Origin of the sequence: Streptomyces ruber, from assembly GCF_014648075.1 — a bacterium.
In the GTDB taxonomy this organism is placed as follows: domain Bacteria; phylum Actinomycetota; class Actinomycetes; order Streptomycetales; family Streptomycetaceae; genus Streptomyces; species Streptomyces ruber.
Genome location: NZ_BMQK01000038.1, coordinates 1,920 through 5,303, shown reverse-complemented (window position 1 = coordinate 5,303; position 3,384 = coordinate 1,920). Strand labels below are relative to the sequence as shown.

The window sequence follows — 3,384 nt, the reverse complement described above, 5'->3', positions numbered from 1 at the left end:
AACACAGTGGACGCGAGCAACTGAGGACAAGCCCTCGGCCTATTAGTACCGGTCAACTCCACCAGTCACCTGGCTTCCATATCCGGCCTATCAACCCAGTCGTCTACTGGGAGCCTTACCCCATCAAGTGGGTGGGAGCCCTCATCTCGAAGCAGGCTTCCCGCTTAGATGCTTTCAGCGGTTATCCCTCCCGAACGTAGCCAACCAGCCATGCCCTTGGCAGAACAACTGGCACACCAGAGGTTCGTCCGTCCCGGTCCTCTCGTACTAGGGACAGCCCTTCTCAAGACTCCTACGCGCACAGCGGATAGGGACCGAACTGTCTCACGACGTTCTAAACCCAGCTCGCGTACCGCTTTAATGGGCGAACAGCCCAACCCTTGGGACCGACTCCAGCCCCAGGATGCGACGAGCCGACATCGAGGTGCCAAACCATCCCGTCGATATGGACTCTTGGGGAAGATCAGCCTGTTATCCCCGGGGTACCTTTTATCCGTTGAGCGACGGCGCTTCCACAAGCCACCGCCGGATCACTAGTCCCGACTTTCGTCCCTGCTCGACCCGTCGGTCTCACAGTCAAGCTCCCTTGTGCACTTACACTCACCACCTGATTGCCAACCAGGCTGAGGGAACCTTTGGGCGCCTCCGTTACCCTTTAGGAGGCAACCGCCCCAGTTAAACTACCCATCAGACACTGTCCCTGATCCGGATCACGGACCCAGGTTAGACATCCAGCACGACCAGACTGGTATTTCAACGACGACTCCACCCACACTGGCGTGCGAGCTTCACAGTCTCCCAGCTATCCTACACAAGCCGAACCGAACACCAATATCAAACTGTAGTAAAGGTCCCGGGGTCTTTCCGTCCTGCTGCGCGAAACGAGCATCTTTACTCGTAGTGCAATTTCACCGGGCCTATGGTTGAGACAGTCGAGAAGTCGTTACGCCATTCGTGCAGGTCGGAACTTACCCGACAAGGAATTTCGCTACCTTAGGATGGTTATAGTTACCACCGCCGTTTACTGGCGCTTAAGTTCTCAGCTTCGCACGCCCGAAAGCGCACTAACCGGTCCCCTTAACGTTCCAGCACCGGGCAGGCGTCAGTCCGTATACATCGCCTTACGGCTTCGCACGGACCTGTGTTTTTAGTAAACAGTCGCTTCTCGCTGGTCTCTGCGGCCACCCCCAGCTCACGGAGAAAATCCGGTCACCAGGCGTGGCCCCCCTTCTCCCGAAGTTACGGGGGCATTTTGCCGAGTTCCTTAACCATAGTTCACCCGAACGCCTCGGTATTCTCTACCAGACCACCTGAGTCGGTTTAGGGTACGGGCCGCCATGAAACTCGCTAGAGGCTTTTCTCGACAGCATAGGATCATCCACTTCACCACAATCGGCTCGGCATCAGGTCTCAGCCCCAAGTGCGACGGATTTACCTACCGCACGGCCTACACCCTTACCCCGGGACAACCACCGCCCGGGATGGACTACCTTCCTGCGTCACCCCATCACTCACCTACTACCAGCTCGGGTCAGCGGCTCCACCACTCTCCCTGACGGTAAACCGGCAGGGAACGGCTTCACGGCCTTAGCATCACTGGATTCGATGTTTGACGCTTCACAGCGGGTACCGGAATATCAACCGGTTATCCATCGACTACGCCTGTCGGCCTCGCCTTAGGTCCCGACTTACCCTGGGCAGATCAGCTTGACCCAGGAACCCTTGGTCAATCGGCGCACACGTTTCCCACGTGTGAATCGCTACTCATGCCTGCATTCTCACTCGTCAACCGTCCACAACTCGCTTCCACGGCTGCTTCACCCGGCAGACGACGCTCCCCTACCCATCACAGCAGGCGTTGGCCCTCATGCTGCAATGACACGACTTCGGCGGTACGCTTGAGCCCCGCTACATTGTCGGCGCGGAATCACTAGACCAGTGAGCTATTACGCACTCTTTCAAGGGTGGCTGCTTCTAAGCCAACCTCCTGGTTGTCTCTGCGACTCCACATCCTTTCCCACTTAGCGTACGCTTAGGGGCCTTAGTCGATGCTCTGGGCTGTTTCCCTCTCGACCATGGAGCTTATCCCCCACAGTCTCACTGCCGCGCTCTCACTTACCGGCATTCGGAGTTTGGCTAAGGTCAGTAACCCGGTAGGGCCCATCGCCTATCCAGTGCTCTACCTCCGGCAAGAAACACACGACGCTGCACCTAAATGCATTTCGGGGAGAACCAGCTATCACGGAGTTTGATTGGCCTTTCACCCCTAACCACAGGTCATCCCCCAGGTTTTCAACCCTGGTGGGTTCGGCCCTCCACGAAGTCTTACCTCCGCTTCAGCCTGCCCATGGCTAGATCACTCCGCTTCGGGTCTAGAGCGTGCAACTCAAACGCCCTCTTCGGACTCGCTTTCGCTACGGCTTCCCCACACGGGTTAACCTCGCTACACACCGCTAACTCGCAGGCTCATTCTTCAAAAGGCACGCAGTCACGACACACCAGCAAGCTGATGTGCGACGCTCCCACGGCTTGTAGGCACACGGTTTCAGGTACTATTTCACTCCCCTCCCGGGGTACTTTTCACCATTCCCTCACGGTACTATCCGCTATCGGTCACCAGGGAATATTTAGGCTTAGCGGGTGGTCCCGCCAGATTCACACGGGATTTCTCGGGCCCCGTGCTACTTGGGTGTCTCTCCAACGAGCCGCTGACGTTTCAGCTACGGGGGTCTTACCCTCTACGCCGGACCTTTCGCATGTCCTTCGCCTACATCAACGGTTTCTGACTCGTCCCACGGCCGGCAGACCGTGGAAGAGAGATCCCACAACCCCGCATGCGCAACCCCTGCCGGGTCTCACACGCATACGGTTTGGCCTCATCCAGTTTCGCTCGCCACTACTCCCGGAATCACGGTTGTTTTCTCTTCCTGCGGGTACTGAGATGTTTCACTTCCCCGCGTTCCCTCCACTCGCCCTATGTGTTCAGGCAAGGGTGACAGCCCATGACGACTGCCGGGTTTCCCCATTCGGAAACCCCCGGATCAAAGCCTGGTTGACGACTCCCCGGGGACTATCGCGGCCTCCCACGTCCTTCATCGGTTCCTGGTGCCAAGGCATCCACCGTGCGCCCTTAAAAACTTGGCCACAGATGCTCGCGTCCACTGTGCAGTTCTCAAACAACGACCAACCACCCATCACCCACCACCGAAGCGGCAGTTCACTGGGGCCGGCAACTGAAGGAAGTTCATTCCCTCAGACACCCAACAGCGTGCCCGACACAGTCAGCCGATGACCTCCACGTTCCACGCCGAAGCAGTACTAGTGCAGCCATCCAAGCCATCCGTGCCGAGTAGTCAACGTTCCACCCATGAGCAACCAGCACCG

At 57.8% G+C, this 3,384-nt stretch carries 1 rRNA gene; it reads right to left on the bottom strand.

The features are described from left to right. Positions 1–22: 22 nt before the first annotated feature. A 23S ribosomal RNA gene (locus IEZ04_RS34205) occupies positions 23–3,144 on the bottom strand. Positions 3,145–3,384 lie beyond the last annotated feature (240 nt).